The organism is Brumimicrobium mesophilum, assembly GCF_003025005.1.
Lineage (GTDB): Bacteria > Bacteroidota > Bacteroidia > Flavobacteriales_D > Crocinitomicaceae > Brumimicrobium > Brumimicrobium mesophilum.
This window is the reverse complement of the sequence record NZ_PVSS01000001.1, coordinates 352,461-372,747: the sequence shown is the minus strand read 5'-3', so window position 1 is coordinate 372,747 and position 20,287 is coordinate 352,461. Positions and strand designations below refer to the sequence as shown.

Annotated in this window: 22 protein-coding genes and 1 tRNA gene; 18 read left to right on the top strand and 5 right to left on the bottom strand. The window is 33.9% G+C overall.

Going from position 1 to position 20,287, the window contains the following annotated elements; genetic code table 11:
* Positions 1–196: 196 nt before the first annotated feature.
* Complete coding sequence (locus C6368_RS01625; RefSeq protein ID WP_107037422.1) at positions 197–3,052, bottom strand: PD-(D/E)XK nuclease family protein; 2,856 nt, start codon at positions 3,050–3,052, stop codon at positions 197–199.
* Positions 3,053–3,169: 117 nt separating this feature from the next.
* On the bottom strand, positions 3,170–4,174 hold the full coding sequence (locus tag C6368_RS01620) for an aspartate-semialdehyde dehydrogenase (protein ID WP_107037421.1): 1,005 nt from the start codon (positions 4,172–4,174) through the stop codon (positions 3,170–3,172).
* Between the two features lie 280 nt (positions 4,175–4,454).
* On the opposite strand from C6368_RS01620, the gene C6368_RS01615 reads away from it, so the two are divergent.
* Complete coding sequence (locus C6368_RS01615; RefSeq protein WP_107037420.1) at positions 4,455–7,034, top strand: lamin tail domain-containing protein; 2,580 nt, start codon at positions 4,455–4,457, stop codon at positions 7,032–7,034.
* A 160-nt stretch (positions 7,035–7,194) separates the two neighbouring features.
* On the opposite strand, the gene C6368_RS01610 is transcribed toward C6368_RS01615, so the two are convergent.
* From C6368_RS01610 to pheS, 3 genes are read right to left on the bottom strand one after another with little or no spacing between them, the layout of a single operon-like run.
* Complete coding sequence (locus tag C6368_RS01610; protein ID WP_107037419.1) at positions 7,195–8,277, bottom strand: glutaminyl-peptide cyclotransferase; 1,083 nt, start codon at positions 8,275–8,277, stop codon at positions 7,195–7,197.
* Between the two features lies 1 nt (position 8,278).
* Positions 8,279–8,650: a bacillithiol system redox-active protein YtxJ gene (gene ytxJ / locus C6368_RS01605; protein ID WP_107037418.1), complete on the bottom strand. Its 372-nt coding sequence runs from the start codon at positions 8,648–8,650 to the stop codon at positions 8,279–8,281.
* Between the two features lies 1 nt (position 8,651).
* Positions 8,652–9,674: a phenylalanine--tRNA ligase subunit alpha gene (gene pheS, locus C6368_RS01600; RefSeq protein WP_107037448.1), complete on the bottom strand. Its 1,023-nt coding sequence runs from the start codon at positions 9,672–9,674 to the stop codon at positions 8,652–8,654.
* Between the two features lie 408 nt (positions 9,675–10,082).
* On the opposite strand from pheS, the gene C6368_RS01595 reads away from it, so the two are divergent.
* The 17 genes from C6368_RS01595 to C6368_RS01520 all read left to right on the top strand — a co-directional run bounded on the left by C6368_RS01595 (position 10,083) and on the right by C6368_RS01520 (position 20,091).
* Complete coding sequence (locus C6368_RS01595) at positions 10,083–10,466, top strand: hypothetical protein (RefSeq protein WP_159038366.1); 384 nt, start codon at positions 10,083–10,085, stop codon at positions 10,464–10,466.
* 69 nt (positions 10,467–10,535) lie between these two features.
* Positions 10,536–10,916 carry a hypothetical protein gene (locus tag C6368_RS01590; protein WP_159038365.1) on the top strand — a complete coding sequence of 127 codons (381 nt, stop codon included), beginning with the start codon at positions 10,536–10,538 and terminating at the stop codon, positions 10,914–10,916.
* A gap of 219 nt (positions 10,917–11,135) precedes the next feature.
* Positions 11,136–11,225: transfer RNA gene (locus C6368_RS01585), tRNA-Ser, on the top strand.
* A 77-nt stretch (positions 11,226–11,302) separates the two neighbouring features.
* Positions 11,303–12,151, top strand: a complete 849-nt coding sequence (locus tag C6368_RS01580; protein WP_107037415.1) for a MotA/TolQ/ExbB proton channel family protein — start codon at positions 11,303–11,305, stop codon at positions 12,149–12,151.
* Positions 12,152–12,195: 44 nt separating this feature from the next.
* Entirely contained in the window at positions 12,196–12,678 is a 483-nt protein-coding gene (locus C6368_RS01575; RefSeq protein WP_107037414.1) for a hypothetical protein, read from the top strand.
* A 5-nt stretch (positions 12,679–12,683) separates the two neighbouring features.
* Entirely contained in the window at positions 12,684–13,487 is an 804-nt protein-coding gene (locus C6368_RS01570; RefSeq protein WP_107037413.1) for an ExbD/TolR family protein, read from the top strand.
* 2 nt (positions 13,488–13,489) lie between these two features.
* Positions 13,490–14,008 carry an ExbD/TolR family protein gene (locus tag C6368_RS01565; protein WP_107037412.1) on the top strand — a complete coding sequence of 173 codons (519 nt, stop codon included), beginning with the start codon at positions 13,490–13,492 and terminating at the stop codon, positions 14,006–14,008.
* 704 nt (positions 14,009–14,712) lie between these two features.
* Positions 14,713–14,850 carry a hypothetical protein gene (locus tag C6368_RS17195; protein WP_159038364.1) on the top strand — a complete coding sequence of 46 codons (138 nt, stop codon included), beginning with the start codon at positions 14,713–14,715 and terminating at the stop codon, positions 14,848–14,850.
* A gap of 38 nt (positions 14,851–14,888) precedes the next feature.
* Positions 14,889–15,707 (top strand): hypothetical protein, encoded by an 819-nt coding sequence (locus C6368_RS01560; protein WP_107037411.1) that lies wholly within the window; start codon positions 14,889–14,891, stop codon positions 15,705–15,707.
* A gap of 13 nt (positions 15,708–15,720) precedes the next feature.
* Complete coding sequence (locus C6368_RS01555) at positions 15,721–15,915, top strand: hypothetical protein (protein WP_159038363.1); 195 nt, start codon at positions 15,721–15,723, stop codon at positions 15,913–15,915.
* A 76-nt stretch (positions 15,916–15,991) separates the two neighbouring features.
* Complete coding sequence (locus C6368_RS01550; protein WP_107037409.1) at positions 15,992–16,777, top strand: hypothetical protein; 786 nt, start codon at positions 15,992–15,994, stop codon at positions 16,775–16,777.
* A gap of 12 nt (positions 16,778–16,789) precedes the next feature.
* Entirely contained in the window at positions 16,790–17,947 is a 1,158-nt protein-coding gene (locus C6368_RS01545; RefSeq protein WP_107037408.1) for a hypothetical protein, read from the top strand.
* A 57-nt stretch (positions 17,948–18,004) separates the two neighbouring features.
* Positions 18,005–18,190, top strand: a complete 186-nt coding sequence (locus tag C6368_RS01540) for a hypothetical protein (protein WP_107037407.1) — start codon at positions 18,005–18,007, stop codon at positions 18,188–18,190.
* 29 nt (positions 18,191–18,219) lie between these two features.
* Positions 18,220–18,975 (top strand): hypothetical protein, encoded by a 756-nt coding sequence (locus C6368_RS01535; protein ID WP_107037406.1) that lies wholly within the window; start codon positions 18,220–18,222, stop codon positions 18,973–18,975.
* A gap of 25 nt (positions 18,976–19,000) precedes the next feature.
* A complete protein-coding gene (locus C6368_RS01530; RefSeq protein ID WP_107037405.1) occupies positions 19,001–19,321 on the top strand; it encodes a hypothetical protein in 321 nt (106 codons plus the stop codon).
* Position 19,322: 1 nt separating this feature from the next.
* Positions 19,323–19,778, top strand: coding sequence for a hypothetical protein (locus tag C6368_RS01525; RefSeq protein WP_159038362.1), 456 nt, complete (start codon positions 19,323–19,325; stop codon positions 19,776–19,778).
* Entirely contained in the window at positions 19,762–20,091 is a 330-nt protein-coding gene (locus C6368_RS01520) for a hypothetical protein (RefSeq protein ID WP_107037403.1), read from the top strand. The genes C6368_RS01525 and C6368_RS01520 overlap by 17 nt, the downstream gene beginning before the upstream one ends.
* Positions 20,092–20,287 lie beyond the last annotated feature (196 nt).

Here is a 20,287-nt window from a genome sequence, read left to right as displayed (position 1 = left end):
TGCTATTGATAACTTTACATCACCTTTTTCAATTGCTTTTTTGTCACGATTTTTATTCAAAAATATGCGCCAAAAAACCTCATAACTATTCATTCATAACTGTGGGTTGATCCGGAAAATTTTCGGAACCACAGCATTTACCTCGTTGAAATGAGTCGATTTTCGAAGTTCCTCACCCTCTCCTTAGAACCTCTCCCTACCCTTCACAATAATCGCAATAATCACTCTTCACATCATGTTCAAAGTCCACCGAAGTATCATACAAATCACTCACAATCTTCGTCAGTGCCTTCTCAAATAAATCCATTAACTCTTCAATTGTGTCTGTCATTTGATTGTCTAAATAAAACGGACCATCATTCAGATTCACCATTGAGATAATTCCAACCTTGTCAGGATATTCACCAAATTTCTCAAAAAACAACATGTTATATACCAGCATTTGGAAAACGTACTTACTGCTTTTTAATTTTTTGATGAACTCAATTACCACATCTTCTTCGCTTTTGGCTTTTGAAGTAGCTTTTGTCAATTTCACATCGGTTTCGGTACATTTTCCCGATTTATAGTCGATAATTCGCTTTTTTCCTTCAAAATCATCGATTCTGTCAATAAATCCGATAAAATTTACTTCTTTTTTCTTACCATGAATGTTGAGGTTCAAAGTTTTGGTCAATTCCATTTCCAAACTCACGATAAATAAATGCCCTTTGTGGTCTTTTAAACTCTTCTTTTCTTTCTGTAAAAAACGTTCGGTTAAATGTTGGGCGATCTCTAAACTTAAGAAATTTTTTCCTTCCAGATTTTGATTTTGTTCGTAATTGAAGAATTCATAAAAGTGCTGTTTCATCACCGCACCTTGCTTGTGAATCATGTTGTCGATATCAATTTCAGCCAATGATTTGTGGTGCTCTTTCTTGTTTCCGTCTTTGTCTAATTGTGCGAAATCATCATATAAAGTCTCAAGTGTTTTGTGAATAAAATCTCCAAAAGTACTCGCTTCAATTTCTTCTTCAACTTTGTCTTCTTCACCAAAACCAAGAAGGTATTTGTAATAGAAATCTAAAGGACAACGCAAAGCCGTTTTTATTGCAGAAGCGGAAGTTCTACGACCAAAATAATCATCCAAACGACTCAAAACAGCGGCCGTTTTTGAAACCGTTAAACCTTCACTTTCTTCCTCTTCGTTGGAAATAGTGTAGTCAGAATTATTGAACTCAATCAAGGGATTTACACGCGAAAGTTCCAACTGCAATTGCATGATGTAACGTGAAGGTTCGTCCACACCACCCATGTCTCTATCTGCCGATGAAAAGGTAATCCAGCAGTTTTCTACATGGTGTAACAAACGGTAAAAATGATGTGCAAAAAGACCTTGTTTTTCCCTTGGTGTTGGCAAATTGTGGTACTTCCTTAAATCCATTGGAATTATTGTCTGAATAGCATTCGTTGGTGGCATACTTCCGTCATTTAATCCCACGACAATCATGTTTTTGAAATCTATTAATCGTGTTTCCAATAATCCCATTACTTGTAGTCCATCAAGGGGATTTCCGTAATAAGCAATACTTTCATTTACCCAATGCTGATTAAACAAGGATTTGAAAGTTCCTAATCGTAAATCTGGCTTAAATTCTGCTAAAACCGACTCTAATTTGACCAAGGAACGATCAAAATGGTACAAAATGGATCTTTCTATCGCATTTTCGTCATTATCGAGTCCTTGATAAATCGTTTGATTTAATGTTCTAATTTGTTCTAATGAGTATTCTTTGTCTGTACTTTTCCAAGGCGTAAAAAACAGTGATATCAATTTAGAAATACGCTCTCCTAATTTTAGTTGTTTTGAATAAATGAAGGTCCAGTTTTTACTCAAAATCGTCTGTTCAACTTTTGTGATTGCAAGCATTTCTACTTTATTACAATATCCTGTAATGAAAGGATGTTTAATGAACCGAACGAAATCCTTGTGGTAAATCTGTTTGGAGTTGAATTGCTGATAATGTTCTTGTACAGTAAACAACATGTCTACCCAAGATTTAATCGCTGTGTTTTTCAACGGTAATCCTAAAGTGATGTTGGTCTGTTCTACATTTTTTGGAATGTTCTTCATCACTGGAACAACCAACTTCTCATCTGCGAGTAAAAGTAAAGTTTCAGACAATTCATCATGCGGAATTTGATCATGTAAAATTGTTGCACTTACTTTCGCTTGACCTGTAGGTTGAGCACAATTCACAATGTTAATTTTCTTCTTTTCTTTTCCGATTTTATCAACTACAAAAGACAATTCTTTGACTTTTAATTCGCTAAACAAATCACGAATAAATCGTCCCGCTTCATGGTTTTTATCGTTGAGGTAATATTCATCTGCATCGACAAATATTTCACCTCTTCCCATGTTTTTCAATTGTTTCATAATTGAAATTTCTGCAGGAGAAAGGGCATTAAATCCAGCAAAAATAAACTGTGTTTCTTTATCTTCCTGAAAAGCGACATCAATGTTTGTAGCCAAATTTCTATAGGCCATTCCCATATAACATTCGCCATCTTTTTTCAATTTTTCGTTGAATTGTAGATGATAATCTGAGAGTAAATCCCAAAAACGCATAAAACGATGTTGACCTTCTGTAAGTTCTTCCTCGCTATTAAAACTCCAATTTTCGATGTCCTTGATGTCGGCTAAGTTCCGAAACAAGTCTTTACTATCGATGAGGTAGCGATCCATTTCATCAAAATCGCTCAACAAAGTTTTTCCCCATTTAAAGAATTCATCTAAAGTTTGTGGTTCTTCCTTGTCGACTTCTAAATGCACGTCATACAATTTGAACAAAGCGCGAGTAGGTTCAATAATCGGAAGTGAAGATAATTCCTGAACCCAACGGTTCATCGTAACTATTTTAGGAGAAAAAATCGGTTTTCCATAAGCTCGAAATAAAGCCCGTTGCAAATACTTTTTGGCACGTTGCGAAGGAAGCACGATGGTAAGGTGTTCCAATGGAATTTGCTCAGAAAAAATATGGTCAGCAATGCGGTCGATGAAATGGCTCATGGGATATTTGGGTTTAATTCAAATGGTTTTTAAAATATGTTACCATGCGTTTTCATTTCGTGGTAACATATTTTGTGCAAAAGAGCAGTTATTGTATGGTCGTTTTGCAAAACGCCTTTACGCAAACTTCCCAATTTCAATAATCTTCAACTCAATCATTTTTTGAACGATTTGAACTGTATTTGTGGCTGCTCCTTTTCGTAAGTTATCGGCAACCACCCACATGTTTAATGTATTGTCTTGACTTTCATCTCTTCTTAATCGACCAATGAAAACATCATTTTTACCTTTTGCGTATAATGGCATCGGGTAAGTATTTGTTTCTGGATTGTCTTGTAAAGAAATCGCAGGAGATTCGTGATAAATTTTGCGAATTGCTGTTAAATCAAAATCTTTTTCAAAAGAAACGTTTATCGCTTCAGAATGTCCTCCTTGAACAGGAACACGCACTGCAGTTGCAGTTAAACGAATTGCAGGGTCTAAAATTTTCTTTGTTTCATTCACCAATTTCATTTCTTCCTTGGTGTAATCGTTTTCTAAGAAAATATCACAATGAGGTAAAACGTTTTGATCAATTGGATAAGGATAAACCATTTCGCCCTTTACTTCGCCACGTTCATTTTCCATTTGTTTTACGGCTTTTGCACCCGTTCCTGAAATGGATTGATAGGTAGAAACAACAACTCTTTTAATAGAATATAATTCATGTAATGGCGCTAACGCAATTAACATTTGAATTGTTGAACAGTTTGGATTCGCGATAATGTAATCGTCTTTTGTGAGTAAATCACCATTAATTTCTGGAATAATCAACTTTTTGTCTTCGTCCATTCTAAAAGCAGAGGAATTATCGACAACTCGACATCCTATTTCTGCAAATTTTGGAACCCATTCTAAGGAGATATCTCCACCAGCGGAAAATAATGCAACCTCGGGTTTCATCTCCACCGCCTTTTCCAAATCAACTACTGTGTGTTCTTGACCACCAAAAGTAATTTTCGACCCAGCCGACTTTTTGGATGCTACAGGAATTAATTCTGTTATTGGTAGACTCATTTCTGCTAATACTTTCAGCATTTCTTGTCCTACCATTCCTGTTACCCCGACAATTGCAATTTTCATGTTTTTCTGTTTTTACAAATGTAATTATTTTTCTAATTGGGCGGATGATTGAAATTGAAAGAAATCTTACATTGTTGGGCGTAATTGAGAGAAATTTATGCGTTTTTCTTTAAAACTTCTAATTTCTTGTCTAGATTTCCATTTTTCATACTTCGATAAATTTCCATAAGTACTTTCCTCACTTCAACTTCATTTTGCAACAAACAGTTTTAAGAATCATTCAATCCGCTTATATTTGTAATAGTTTTTTGTATTTTGCTACTCTTGATACTAAATTATTATGAAGCATCTCTTTTTCATTTTTTGTAGTTTTTTCACCTTCTCTTGTTGGAGTCAAATGACCGATTCTTTTGATGATGGAGATTTTACGAATAATCCAACGTGGGTAGGTGATGTCGCAGACTTTATAGTTAACGCAAATAATGAATTGCAATTAGACGCTGCAGCGGCGGGTGATAGTTACTTGTCCACTCCGCATAACTTAACGCAATTGGAAGATAGAGAATGGAGATTTTCAATTGATTATGGATTCAGTCCATCGGATAATAATAGAGGAAATACATATCTAACGGCTTCGAGCTCTGATTTATCGACAGATCCAGATGGTATTTATTTCAGAATAGGTGAGAATCTATCGAATGATCCAATAGAATTAATCGAAAGAAGTGGTGGAGTTGAAACAACAATTTTAACAAGTACGCCTGGAATTGTTGCAGCCTCATTTGATATCTCTGTGAAAATAATTTATAACGCAAATGGTGACTGGGAATTATTTTTGGATTTAGCAGGAGGAAATAATTATGTGCTTGATGCCTCTGCAAATTATCCAGCTACTGTTTTAGGTCAGCATTTAGGAATATGGTTAAAATACACTTCAAGTAATGTAGACCGATTTACTTACGATGATTTTTATGCTGGACCAATTCAAGTGGATAACGTTCCACCAACCATTTTATCTGTTTCACCAATTTCTTCTACAGAATTGGAGGTATTGTTTGATGAAGGAATAGATCAATCTTCTGGAGAAGTTGTCTCCAATTATGTTGTGGATAATGGAATAGGAAATCCTATTTCTGTTCAACAAGACGCAACCAATTTAGCTTTGTTTACCCTAAATTTTGCAACTCCTTTTAATGTGGGTGACGTTTATAGTTTGACAACTAGTAATGTTGAAGATGTTGCAGGAAATCCAATGACAACTCAAAATGAAACTTTTCAATATGTAGTAGCACAAACTCCAGAGTTTGGAGACATAATTATCAATGAATTTCTTGCAGATGAATCGCCAGTCGTTGGCTTGCCAGAAGTTGAATTTGTAGAATTATATAACCGAAGCAATAAATATTTTCATTTGGATGGTTGGAAACTAAGCGACAATAATACTTCGGGAACAATTCAAGATGTTTGGTTGTTGCCAGGCGAATATCTTATTTTAGTTCCCTCAAGCGGAATAACAGATTATCCGCAAGCTACAATCGTGTCAAGTTGGGCTTCGCTTAATAATAGTGGCGATGATATTGAATTGGCTACAGATGGAGGGATTGTGGTTGACAAAATTTCGTATACCGATGAATGGTATAATGACGAAATGAAGGAAGATGGAGGTTGGAGCATCGAAAGAATTAATCCAGATTTAGCATGTTCCTCGAAAGATAATTGGAGTGCTAGTGTAGATCTTTCAGGTGGAACTCCCGGAATTCAGAATAGTGTTTATGAGAATGCACCAGATACGCAAAGTCCAACAGTAATTGGTTTTGAAACTGAACTCCCTAATCGATTAAAGATTAAGTTTTCGGAAGGTATGGATTCCTTAAGTCTGGAAAATGCAATATTTACATCAACTCCTGCTTTGAATATATCTACTAGAATATTAAGTGAGCAATATCCATCAGAAATTATTCTGGAATTTGTCGAAACCATTAATCCTGGAGAACTTTATTCTTTCGAAATCAATAATTTTTCAGATTGTTCAGGAAACACAAATAGCTATTCTGGAACTTTTGTTGTTCCGCAAGTCGCCGAAAAAGGAGATTTAATTATTAATGAAATATTGTTTAACCCATTGACAGGTGGAGCAGATTTTGTAGAAATCTACAATAATTCAGACAAGTATATTGATTTACTAGATTGGGAATTAGGTAATATTGATGATGAAGAAGTTGCTAATTTAAAGCAAATCACCAAAACTTACATCTTAGAGCCGAATGATTATGTTGTTTTAACTACAGACAGTAATTTCCAATTGATGAATTATCCATTTGCTATTCCTGGAAAATTCTTACAAATGGCGAGCTTACCAAGTTACAATAATGATTCATCTACTGTTTATTTGGTTTTTAATGACACAATAATGGACAAGGTGTCTTACAGTGATGAATGGCACTTTTCTTTAATTAATGATGATAAAGGAGTGAGTTTAGAACGTTTTTCGGCTGATGAACCTTCAAATTCCGAGTCCAATTGGCACAGTGCCAGTGAAACAGTTGGGTTTGCCACGCCAGGGAGAGTTAATTCACAAGCAATGAAACCTAATCAGGAAGGTGGTACGTTATCACTATCATCAAAATCTTTCTCACCAGACGGTGATGGATTCGAGGATGTTTTACTCTTAACTTATGAAGTTTCATCTCCTGATTTACTCGGAGATCTTATCATTTATGATGATAAAGGAAGGGTAATTAAAACTTTGTTCAAAAGAGAATTGTTAGGAGGTACAGGAACTGTAAAATGGGAGGGAACCCGAGAAGATGGAACGAAAGCCTCAATTGGTCCTTATATTATAATGTTCGATGTGTTTAATTTGGATTCAAGTAAAACACAGACCGTAAGGAAGGTGGTGACATTGGCAGGGCGACTGTAAACACAGTGAAGAGTATGGAGTTTTGGGTATTGAGGTCCGATTGTCAATCAAAAATTGAAACCTAGCCCATATGATTAAAACATGACATTATAATTGAAGTCCTTTTTACGTTAACCATCTGATTACTATCAGATAATAATTAACCATTGAACATTAACAATTACTCCGCAACCAACCCAATCTCTAATAAATTCGGCCAATTCTTTCCTGTAACGAACAATTGCTTTGTTGATTTCTTATATGCTATTCCGTTTAAAACTTCACCAGTTTTTCGGTAGTCTAATGCCAAAATACTTGCGTCAATTCTTCCAGTTACTGCGCCTGTTGCTGGGTCGATAATCACTATTTGATTTTGCGTATAAACGTTGGCATAAATCTTTCCTTCGATGAATTCCAATTCATTTAATCCCCTAACTGGACCTTCATTTGTATAAACTTCGATAGATCTTTTTAAACCAAATGTATTTGGATCTCTAAAATAGATGCGTTCCGAACCATCAGACATGATTAATTGTTCACCATCGTTACATATTCCCCAGCCTTCACCAGTATATGTAAATTGACTTAATTCTTGAAGTGTCGTTTTATCATAAACAAAACAAGTGTGTTCTTGCCATGTTAATTGATACAATTTATCTCCCATTATGGTAATTCCTTCTCCGAAATACTTTTCATCAAGCAATTTCTTTTCTTGAATTCGGCCAGAATTTAATTTGACTTTCGCAACCATACTTCTGCCTGTTGCACCAGTTCCTCCTGTACCTTCATATAACTGATCTCCATCAAACTCAAGTCCTTGTGTGTAAGAAGTAGTAGCATGTGGAAAAACAGTAAGTACTTCTGCAGAATATTCTTTTGGGAAAGTAATCGGCAGCACTTTTATGATCCTGTGATCTAATCGTTTCGTTCCGTCATTAATAGTAGTTTCAAGACTCACTTGATTCGTTCCAAAACTCCATGTAGAAGTTGTGATTTCAAAAGTTTTTTTAATTTCATCAATCGGCCCTTCATAAATCACGCTATCCTTTGTGTAAACTTTGATTGATTTCACTTCGGATGGCGCAGCAATACTCACTTCAATAGGAATAGATTGTCCAAGTTGAACGGTCGTATTATTAAATGGCAATTCGAATCTTGCAGGAACTAAACTTCCTCTTTTGATGTCTTCTTCTCCGGTACAACCTATTAGTAAAATTAGAAGCAAAGAAAAGATAACGGTAAATGAAACTAATTTTTGAATCATGTTATATTGAATTTTTTATATCACTAGCTGATATTCCGTTATGTGAAGCATTGTAAATCTCTTTCCCATTTTTTACTACGATAACCTGCGGAGATTGATGAATTACTCCAGTCATTTCACTAATTGTATTGGAAACTTCACGGTTAGAAATCAAATCAATAAAATACAATTTAGCGTTATCAACCTGTTCCCAGCTTGACTCAAAACGATTTAACGCCATTGATGAGATACTGCATCTTGTTGAATGCTTAAAGAAAATTCCGGTTACATTTTCTGTCTCTGCAATTGCTTGTTTCAATTCTTCAACCGTTGAAATGTGATTCCAATTGATCTTACTTTGTTCCGATTTTTTGCTAAATGAAAATAGTCCCATATTAAAATGCTGATTTAAATTGTTTTAAAAAGCGTACATCGTTTTCAGAATATAAACGCAAATCATTCACTCTATATTTCAATTGAGCAATTCTTTCTATTCCCATTCCAAAAGCAAAACCACTGTATTCTTTTGGGTCGATATTCGCAGCTTCCAAAACACTTGGGTCTACCATTCCGCAACCTAAAATTTCTAACCAACCTGTATATTTACAAACATTGCATCCTTTTCCGCTGCAAATTGTGCAGCTCACATCTACTTCAGCACTTGGCTCAGTAAAAGGGAAATAAGAAGGGCGCAAACGAATTTGAGTCTTTTTACCGAACATTTCTTGTGCGAAAAACAAAATTGTTTGCTTTAAGTCCGCAAAAGAAACGTCTTTATCGATGAATAAACCTTCTACTTGGTGGAAGAAACAGTGTGCACGAGCAGAAATAGATTCATTTCGAAATACACGACCCGGAGAAATTGTACGAATTGGAGGTTTACTGTTTTCCATAACACGTACCTGAACAGATGATGTATGTGTGCGCAATGCCATTTCTATTCCGTCTGTTTCCACAAAGAATGTGTCTTGCATATCTCTAGCAGGATGTTCCTCTGGGAAGTTTAGAGCTGTAAAGTTATGCCAGTCATCTTCAACTTCTGGACCTTCAGAAACACCATACCCAATACGTTCGAAAATAGAAATAATCTCCTTTCTAATTACACTAATAGGATGTCTCGCTCCAATATTATTTGGTTCACCTGGTCTAGAGAAATCTACTTTTTCCTCGTTCCCTAAATCGTTAGAAAGTTGCTCATTAAATTGATCAAAAACAGTTTGAGCTGCATTTTTCAATTCGTTGATTTTTTGTCCAACTAATTTTTTGTCCTCATTTGGCACATTCTTCAATTCTGAAAAAAGTGGTTTTAGGCAATTTTTAGTTCCTAAAAAACGAATCCTAAATTCCTCCAATTGAGCCGAATCAGTTATTGAAGCACTGTTTACTTCTTCTAAAAGTTCTGCTAGTTTATTTTGAATATCTGACATCTTAAAATGATCTTTACGCTTTATTATACTTTACAATCAAAGTTATAAGCTGCAAATTTAGCAGTTATTTTTCATAATCTACTGATGACAACCAAAAGTTAACTATATATAAGGAGATAATTTTGATAATATTGGATAGTAAGCAAGTGCTGAGTTTCTAGTATTGAGTTCTGAGAATCGGGTGCCGAGTATTAGGTGGTCATCCCGCCTTACTCAAAACTCCAAACTCTAGATTCTATACCTAAAACTCTAGACTCTATATTTAAAACTGCCTACTCTAGACTCGAGACTCAAAACTCGGTACTTACTCAATTCCCAACTTTTTTCATGAAAATTTACATGTAATTAGAGAAAATAATAATTATTACATAACTTAGCCACACTAAAAAAATGAAAATTATGAAATTTAAGAATGCAATTTTGTCTATATTCCTTGGTATTAGCCTTGTTTTGGTTTCTTCATGTACTGAAAAGGACCCTTCTGTATTGAAAATTTATGTCCGTTCAAATGCTAATATTTTGATGCCAGATATTAATGTAAGAATTGTTTCTGATATTAATAAAAACGAAGGTACTCCTGAATATAAAGATGAGGTAAGAACAAATGAATCAGGAGTAGCTATGTTTGTGTTGGATGAGTTATTTGATGAATATGGTAAGAAAGACGATAAAATAGCGCACTTCACTGTTTATGTTTATGATACTACTGAGTTTCCTAAGTTAGGAACAGCAAAAGCCAAGCAGTATTTAACGACAACAGAAACTATTATATTGGATAATTAGCAACTTCTTTGCATATCTCTCGTTAGATATAGAGGAATACTTATTTATTAGAATCGAAAATTTAAATTAATGAAAAATTATATCATATTTACAAGTTGTCTATTGATGCTAGGCGGAATGAGTTTAGGACTCGGTTCTTGTAATAAGAAACAAGATACTTTTGCAAAAATTACCGTTAGAGATACAGCAAATGCCATTGTTCCTGACGCAAGAGTAATTCTTTTTGGAACCTCAACAACTCTTCCTACACAACCAGTTGAAAGGAGAGACACCGTTTATACTGATGCATCAGGCGTTGCCCTTTTTAATTACAATGAAGTTTATCAAGAAGGTCAGGCAGGAGTAGCGGTTTTAGACATCAGAGCTAGAAAAGGAAATTTATCTGGAGCTGGAATAATTAAAGTTGAAGAAGAAATTAGAAATGAGGCTACTGTTCTTATACAACCGTAGTCAATTAACATTATCTTAATATAGAGCTAATCCCTAATCTTAAATGATTAGGGATTTTTTTGATTTATAAGGTTTTAGCAATAGAATGGATGAATAATAATCAGTTTAAATTGATGTTTTTCGGTTTTATTTTTCAATGAATTTTGAAGAAGAGTTGCTCTTTCCTTTTAGAATAAATAATTTTTTGTACTTTAGCCCGTCGAAAAGGCACAAGTTATTGGAGAGGTGCAAGAGTGGCTGAATTGGCTCGCCTGGAAAGCGAGTGTTCCTTCATCGGAACCGAGGGTTCGAATCCCTCCCTCTCCGCCAGTTTAACTTGTAAATTTTTAGATAAATAAGTAGTATTAATAATTTTACAGAAACGATTAATTTTTAATCTTTGGAACATGAAAAAAATAGTTAGTTCTTTAGCAATCATCGGAATGTTTACATTCGGATTTAGCACAGTATCATTCGCAGAGCAACAAGACCCTGCAAATCAAGACGGAGTAGAGCTTCAAGATGACACGTCATCAATGGAAGCTATTTCTGCAGAGCCAATGCCAGAAATGGAAGCGCCTGTTGAAGAAGTAGAGGAAGCAGAAGTTGAGAAAGAAGTAGGTTTTACTTCAACTCTTAAGAAGAAGTTTATCGAGGGTGATCCATTTTGGATGGGTATCGTACTTATTGCTTTGATCATCGGTATTGCTTTATGTATTGAGCGTATTGTTTACCTTAATCTTTCTTCTATCAACACTAAGAAATTCTTAGCAGATGTAGAAGCAGCTATCGCTAAAGGTGATATTGAAGGTGCTAAAGAAATCTGTCGTAACACAAGAGGACCAATTGCGTCTATCTTCTACCAAGGTCTTGCAAGAGCCGATGAAGGTGTAGAAGCTGTTGAGAAAACTGTTGTTGCTTACGGTGGTGTTCAAATGGGACTTTTAGAAAAAGGTATTTCTTGGATTTCTTTATTTATTGCTCTTGCACCAATGCTTGGGTTTATGGGTACTGTAATCGGGATGATTCAAGCCTTTGAGAAAATTGTTGAAGATGGTCAAGTATCTCCAATTACAGTTGCAGGTGGTATTCAGGTAGCACTTTTAACAACAGTATTTGGTTTGATTTCAGCTATTATTCTTCAAATTTTTTATAATTACATCGTTGCTAAGGTGGATGGAATTGTAAATGAAATGGAAAATTCATCAATTACATTGGTAGATATGATGATTAAATATAAAGTTGGTCAAAGGTAATCTTACCAGCGTCTATTTTATTCACTTTAAAAAAACCATATATAATGGATAATGAAAAAAAATTGAACGTATTGGGACTAATCATTAAGATTGTAATTGCAGTTCCAGCTTTAATATTCGGTTTTATCGTTATGACTTCAGGAGTTAATGCTGATAGTGATGAGTTGGTAAAACAAAATTTCATGGAAAGCTTTGCTTTTAGTGGAGTAACGAATATTAGCTTTTATGCAATTATTCTTGCTGTAATTTTAGTTCTAGTGTTCTTCGTTGTTTTACTTGTTACACGCCCAGTTCAAGCAATAAAATCTATTTTAGGGATTGTTGTGGCTGCTGTTTTATTCTTCATCTTGTATTCTATCGGTTCAACTGATACAGTAGAATCTTTAGGTGTTGTTGGTGATATTACGGCAAGTGAGTCCACAATTAACTTTACCCATGCAGGAATTTATACCGCTATTATTGGTTTAGCTGTATGTTCAGCATTGGCAATGTTTATGGGACTAATTGTTAAATTAATTAAGAACTAATAGGAATGGCAAAGCGAGTAGTACCGGAAATTAATGCAGGTTCGATGGCGGATATCGCCTTCTTGTTACTTATCTTTTTCCTTGTTACAACAACAATGGACAAGGATACGGCTTACTTGCGTAAAATCCCTAAAAAGGTTGAGTCATTAGTGACTCCGCCACCAGTGGAAGAAAAGAATATCTACAAAATTGTAATCAATAGTAAGCAGGTAATTCAAGCGAGAGATTCAATTATCAAGCCTGAAGATATCTCAACACTAAACAGCAGAATTAAGCATTTTTACTTGATTAACAGAGGTAAAAAAACAGATAGAGCATTGAACTATCCTTATTATGCTTATGGTAGTAAAGAGTTGTATTCAACTAACTTGAATAATCAATTCAATCGATTGGATGCTCTTGAAGCTCAGGAAGTTCAGGATGATAGAACTCAAAAGATGATTGAACAAACGACGGCAGCAATTGATAAATGGCAGCAAAAGTTGAACATGATGAATCTTTATACCCAATACAGTGGTAAACAAGAAATGCCTGAAATCGCTTTTGAAGCTCATATCAGATTGGAATCTTTTGTAGATACTGATTATTCGGCTTATGTTGCAGTACAATCGGAAGTTCAACGTGCAGTTACTGAATTGCGTGATGAAGAATCTGAAGCTTTATTTGGTGTTTCATGGACGACAATGAATCGTTACATTCAGACCAATGCTTTAGAAGATACTCCTGAATTGCGTCAGTATAAAAAACATGCTGAGTTGATAGAAACTTTGTATCCACTTTCATTAATTGAAGTTAAACCAAAACGTTAATTATGTCAAAATTTAAAAAAGATGGAGGTAAACCCGCTCCGGCGATTAATACTTCTTCTCTTCCAGATATCGTTTTTATGCTTTTGTTCTTCTTCATGGTAGCAACAACTACAAAGGAGATTGATCCATTGGTGAAAGTTATTCCAGCACAAGGTGTGGGGGTAACGGATTTAACACCATTTAAGCAACGTTCTACAGTTGATTTCGTTTACCTTGGAGAACCTTTAGCGGGTGATGCAAGTAAATTTGATAAAGGTGTAGCTGTTCAATATGATGGTTTATTACATCCTGATGGAATTAACTACATTGGAAGATGGAAGACAGCTAAATTCAATGAGAAACCAGCTGAAATGACAGATCCTAAAGAAAACATTATCACTTGTTTCAAGGCAGATGAGAAAGTACCAATGGGTATTATTTTTACTGCACGTGATATCTTAAGAGATTTAGATTTCAATTCTATTGCATACTCTGCTGCAGAAATGGGGAACAAAAACGCATACAGCATTAGAGAACAATAGTTTTAACTAGAGTTTAAAAATAGTAAATCCCATTAACAGCAATGTTGATGGGATTTTTTGTTTTGAATGAATCACCATTGCTCGATTAAAAAATGTTTACTCATCAACCAATGTTTGTGCTTAGTAAAATCTTTCTTTTATTCAGTCTTTTATACCTCTTCAAGGTCCTCATGAGCTCACTTCGTATCGGTTCATTTTTTTCTTGATAAAAAAACGAAACAAAAAAATCAATGGAACTCCAAGGCGAATGCTGCGCACCATGAGATTAGCTTCGCTGCTACTTCGTGGTTTCTAATGCTGAATGCTATATTTATTCAATATTATTTCTTTTCAATGGCTGTCATGGGCTTGCTTCGCTACGGCTCTTTGTAAGAAATGCAATTCTGCATGAAAACTCATATTTCACTGTGGAATCCCAAACGCTTCGAAATGAGTATTTACGAAAAACTAACGTATACATTGGAATAGTTCACTAGAATTTAATTAAATAATTTCACAAATTCTGAAGTTTTTATCGGGCGCAAGTAAAAATAACAAACTAAAATCTGATTGAAATCGGATAAAAAACTAAAAATGGGGACTTCGAATAAATTTTAACATTTTGTAGAGTGATACTGTTTAAGTACTTATTGTTTTTCTTGTGAAATGCGCTCAAAAAAACTTGTTTTTAACTTAACTTTAGCTAATATTAACATCTTCCAAACATGCCAACGGCTGTTGAAGTAAAAGAGAATGGAGCTGATATAGGGGAGATCAATAGACTTTTAGTTGAAAAAGTTGAGGAATTGACTTTGTATGTGCTACTATTAGAAGAACGAATGAAAGCTTTGGAAGACAATTAATTAAAACATATTACATAAGTAATAAAAAGTATGGAAAGATGAGAATTATTTTTATTTTACCTTTGATAGCGCTAATCATTTTGTCTTGTAAAAAAGAACAGCCTTTTATTAATGACCCAACTAATGCTTGTGATTGTCTTGGAGAAGTCACTGCTGACTTTGAAACAGGTCAATTCTATAAGGATGAATTTGTCCAGCTCGATACAGTTCATATGTACATGAATTATGAACAAGGATTGCCACACAGTCTAAACACAAATCTTTACATTAATTTTAGGGCAAAAGACCAAAATGCTTTAACTTATGAGTGGCAAGTTGGCAGCAAAATCTCCACAATTGATTCACCTAACTTTGGTTTATATTTTTCAGATACTGTAGGTGTAATTGACGTTAGACTTATAGTTAATTCAGAGCCTAGAACTGAATGCTTTCCCAATGATGATGGAATAGATACAATAGTAAAGTCTCTATGTATAAAATCATTAATGTCGCCACCATTGGTAGGTGAATATTATGGTTATTTGAAATCAGATCCCTTTCATTATTTCACGGTTTATATAGACACATTTACATCATATGTTAATAATGACTATATAACTTATGGAATTAAAAATCTACCTGAGGGAAACCAATTTGATATTTTTGCCAGTCTCAACACTTTATCTTTTGAGGGGATCTCTGAAGCTTACGGTGATCCGGGTACATATTATCGTTTCGAATCTATCAAGTCAAGTGGGATTTTAAGAAACAACAATAAGCTAATAGTTAAATTTTCTGCAAAAAAGCTTAAGGATGATGGTAGTTTTGATGTTGTTCAATATTTTGATAATGAAGTATTTATAGGGTTTAAACAATAATATTATGAAAAGAATGATTATATCAATATCTATGTGTTTAAGTTCAATAATATTAGCACAAGATAATACAGTTCCAGAAGATGGTTGTCCAATTAATACAATTTCAACCGATCCAGATAATTATGATAATTCAACCGATGAAGAAGAGTCTGCATTGCAAGAACGTATCACTCGCCTTGAAAAAATAATTCTAGAATTCTCAAAATAAATGTAACTTGAATTTTTTACCTGAGAGTGATCGAATTCGTAATTATTAATTCGTAATTGAAAATTAAACAAATGCTATGAAAACTTTAATAAAAATACTACTACTCACTTCTGTGTTTTTTCTCGTATTATTTTCTTGTAAAAAGGAGCAGTTGGAAATAAAAAAGACTGCGGATCCTTGTGATTGTGCGAGTGAGGTAAGTGCTGATTTTGATATATGGGAAAGAGCTTTTAACTCATCTTTAGCTTTAGAAACAAAAACTGACCATGTGTTATCTGGGAAAAGAGTGGATTTTAGAGCTTTAGAAGATGATGCAGAATATACTTGGTATATAGGTACTGATGTGGAGTCAGACAAAGAAGTATATAAAAATTTTGACAGTCAATGGACAAATCAAACAATTCCAATAACACTTGTTGTGAAGAAAGAACCGAATAAAGTTTGTTTCCCAAATGATGACGGATATGATTCGATTACCAAAACGTTTAATATTTATGACCGATGTTCTACACATTTATTAGATGGCGAGTTTAAAGTAGCTTTGGAAAACTCAACAGATTCTTTAATTATGGGGTTGTATTATGATGAGAATGCCTATCCACCAGCGATGGGTTGTAGCTTCTATGATGTTGTTAATTACGACGGAAATGGCTCAACATGTTCGGCCTATTATCACGATGTAGAAAGAAATTACAGAGGATTAAGGACTGATAACGCTACTCCCTTTGATAGTTGCAGTAATGTTAATATTGACTTTGCCGAAATTAATTTACAAAATGAGTTTACTTTGAAGTTACGTTATCGTGAGGTCTCAGGTCAACCTTTAATTTCAAAATCATACTTCGGTAGGAAATTGCCTTAAAACTAAAATCTTATGAAAAAAATATTCTTATCAATTGGGTTTGCATTATTATTAAATTATGCAAGTACTCAAGAAACAAATTATGTAAATGGAGTAAGTACGAATCATAATAATCCAACCAATAATAGTTTGCCAACTAACTCTCCAAGTCCTGATTATGGCGATTTATTTTTGAATAATTTTGATTGGTTTCCAACTTCACCAAGTGGTTTGTTAAATGGTTATGTTACCGATAATATGCCGTTTTTTAATCAAAATAATAATACTATGCTGCATACTCATAATGATGGTATGTCGAGCTTTTATGACTATTTACAAAGTGAAGTCTTTTCCAATTTATGGCCAACTCATGAAAATGGTTGGGAATTATTAGCAGTAAATCTAGGTTACTATCCTAATATGGAGCCTTTTGAAAATTCGAATGAAGATTATAATTCAACAAATACCTATCAAACAAAGCCATATATTATTTTATATAATAAGTTCACAGGGAAAATCAGAATTCATGCTAAGGTTGGTGAAGAATGGGCAACAGAGAACTATTGGCAGTCCATCAGAGTTAATTTAGTAATAAATAGGAAAATCCAAGGTGAAAACTTAAATGGCATGTTAAGATTGGCAGATGGAATAGATAAATCTTTAGATCAGAAAACAACGGTTTGGGAATACACGGCATTGTGTGAGGCAAATAATGTTAAAAATCAATGGTTTGTAGCTGAATTCCAAGTGGCATTTGATCCATGTGTTTGTAAATGGCCTTCTTCTTTAAGCTTTAACTATGATTTAGTAAGAAATGATAAATTAACTCTGCATGGTGGAGGAATTGAAATTGAAAAAGAAATAATAGGTGGTGCTAATGATGATGAATTACTTCATGGAGATTATTTATCAAATTTTAAGAAACATGGTTCATCAGAGGCAGAAGGTGGTTTCGTAATTTATGGTGAAATGCAAGGTCTTATAGATGGTTACATTAAGAAACTTGAGGTTTATGATTCAACGATAACAGCTAATGCTTCTCATAATAAAAAAGTGAAAAAAAATCTTGCTATATTAAAGTGGGGCAGTATTGCTGTGAAATTTGGAGCAAATTTAATTACAGCAGGCGGAGCTAATGCTTTAACTTTTGCTTTATTGGCAACAGAGGCGCCTGAACTTGTAATTAATTGAGATCCAAATCAAGAAATCAATAAACATATTTTCGGTAGAAAAATAAATTAGAAATGTATGAAAACAATAGCAACTATTTTACTGACATTAATGTCTTTTACAATATGGGCGCAAACCTTTCCTTGTATTAATAACGTGAGCACGAACCCAAACTCACCAACGAATTCAAATCTACCAAATGATATTAATTCAAATGGTTATGATGCACTTTTCTTAAATCATTTTAATTGGATTCGTAATTGATAATTAATCATTCGTAATTTAAAAAAGCTATGAAAACTTTAATAAAAATACTACTGCTCACTTCTGTGTTTTTACTTGTTTTATTTTCTTGTAGGAAAGAACAGCCTGAAATTAATGACCCTCAAAATGCTTGTGACTGCTCTAAAGAAATCAGTGCTGATTTTTTGATGGAAGAACGTACGTCTAGTTCTGCTGCTCCCTTAAACTTTTACACCAACACTGACACAATTATACAAGACAAGACTGTTCGTTTTTCTGCATTAGAAAAAGATGCACATGTGACTTGGTATTTAGGACAAGAAACCATCTCTGGTGAGCAGGAAGTTGAAAGATATTTTGGGGCAAATTATGCTGGTCAATCTTTATCCATAATTTGTGTTGTTAAAAAAGATCCTAATTCTATTTGCTTCCCAAATGATGATGGTTATGATTCTATTGTTAAATATATTAATGTATCTAGTCATGATGTTCGTGACTCTACTTATTTGTTGCAAGGTACATTTAGGGTGAAAGAAAGAAATGGTTCTGATAGTGTTCATATTAATGTTGATTTTAGACTTGACAATACCAATAATTTGGTTATAGATATGTTTAACTATGATGGACAAGGAAATGATATATTAAATAAATCAAGTCAATTGTATACTAATTATCGTGAAATCAGGTATGCAACAGGTTCACAACAAGTTAGATTATGGCATCAACTGTCAGGGGAAGTAAGAATTGAAGTTGTTGGGAACAGTCCATCAATTGCTTCTTTTTATTATGTAGGTAGACAACTATAAATTAATCATATAAAAATCATTTAAAATGAGGTATTTAACTATTTTAATTTTGACCTTTTGTGTTTTTTCCAGCAAGGCTCAAACTGAATGTATTAATGAGGTTAGTACTGACCCAGATGATCCTACTAATAATTCATTACCACCACTATCTAATGGTGATGATAATTTATATTACTTAAATAAATCGGATGTGAATCAAGTTTATGATGAGCCAGGTACGGGGTGGGATGGCCTATGGGAGGGATATGAAACCACAAATATGTTTTTCGCAGGTATTCCTCTTCCGGTTATGAAGAATATAAATGCAGCATCAGGAAATATTACTAAACGTCTACTAAAAAAATAGTATGAGATATTTATTATATTTTGTTGTTACACTATTATTAGTTTCTTCATGTAACAAAGAAAAACGATTCTCGAAAAAGCTGATGAAGGGTGATAATTGGACCATAACTAATTTAACTGTAGATGATGAATCTTATGGTTATTATGGAAATTGGCTTGTAGAACAAGACGTTAACATTTATGATTCCATTCCTAAAATTCAATGGACAAGTAATGGTGAAAATGCTACTTTTCAGTGGCAGTTTCAAGATAAAGGAAAGACTTTCGAAATTGTTTATAAAGATCCGACATGTGTGAATTGCACAACTCCTCCAGAGGATTTAGATTTTCAATGCTATTTTCTTTCAGGTAAGTATGAGGTAATTAAACATAAAAAGGATTTAATGGAATTCAATAGTTTAAATACTATTGGATTTAAAGGAAAAGAGGTAAAAATCAAGATTGAAAGAAATAACTAAAATTTCAAGTTTACTAACCAAACTGTTCACCATTTCTAGAATTGTAGATCCAGAGGATTGTGAAGATTTCTATACCGAAGAAGTAGAGCAACAAACTTTTCAATTTAGTGGAGATTATGATGTGAAAGAAAGGAAACGTAAATCGATGATTTTTGAGAGTAGTAAAACGCTTGGTTTTGATGTGAAGAAAGTGGTTATTAAGCTGGAGAAGAGGGAATGTATAACTATTAATTCTTTTGAATGTGGGATGAATCCCACATCAATAGAATTAGTTTTTAAAAAGCTTCATTCTTTGCATAGAACCAATTGGTGAGGGATTCATCCCTCACTAATGGAAACGGAGAGTTATTCAAAAGTGGTTTCAACCACTTAATTTGTTTTGTTGAGTTCGCAAGCTCGATTCATGGAGGTTTTCTACTAGCAAGGTATCCGATAAGCATTAAAACTAGAAATGAATAACTAACAATAGAAGCCTTAATGCCTATTTATTTTTCAACTAGTCCGTTCAT